1 pseudogene is annotated in these 321 nt (G+C 69.2%); it reads right to left on the bottom strand.

Features of this window, described 5'->3' with window-relative positions:
* Positions 1 to 321, bottom strand: a pseudogene (locus RAD04_RS38515) (methyl-accepting chemotaxis protein); the annotation flags it as partial.

Raw genomic sequence — 321 nt, 5'->3', positions numbered from 1 at the left:
GCTTTCGGATGACAGCGTCTTGGCCGAGTGCAGCACCTCCTCCGAGGCCGAGCCGGTCTCGGCGGCGCCGCGGTTGACCTCACCGATGTCGGTGGCTGCGGTCTGGGTGCCCTGCGCGACGGTCTGGACGCTGCGCGCGATCTCCTGGGTCGCGGCGCCCTGCTGCTCGACCGCGCTCGCGATCGAGGTCGAGATCGACGAGATCTGGCCGATGGTTGCGCCGATCTCCTTGATCGCGGCGACCGATTCGGCGGTGGCCCCCTGCATGCCCGTGATATGCGAGGAAATCTCGTCCGTCGCCTTCGCGGTCTGGCTCGCCAG

The sequence above is a fragment of the Bradyrhizobium sp. 25ACV genome, assembly GCF_054863005.1.
Note: the sequence above shows the minus strand (reverse complement) of the source record. Positions and strands in the feature narration are given on the sequence as shown.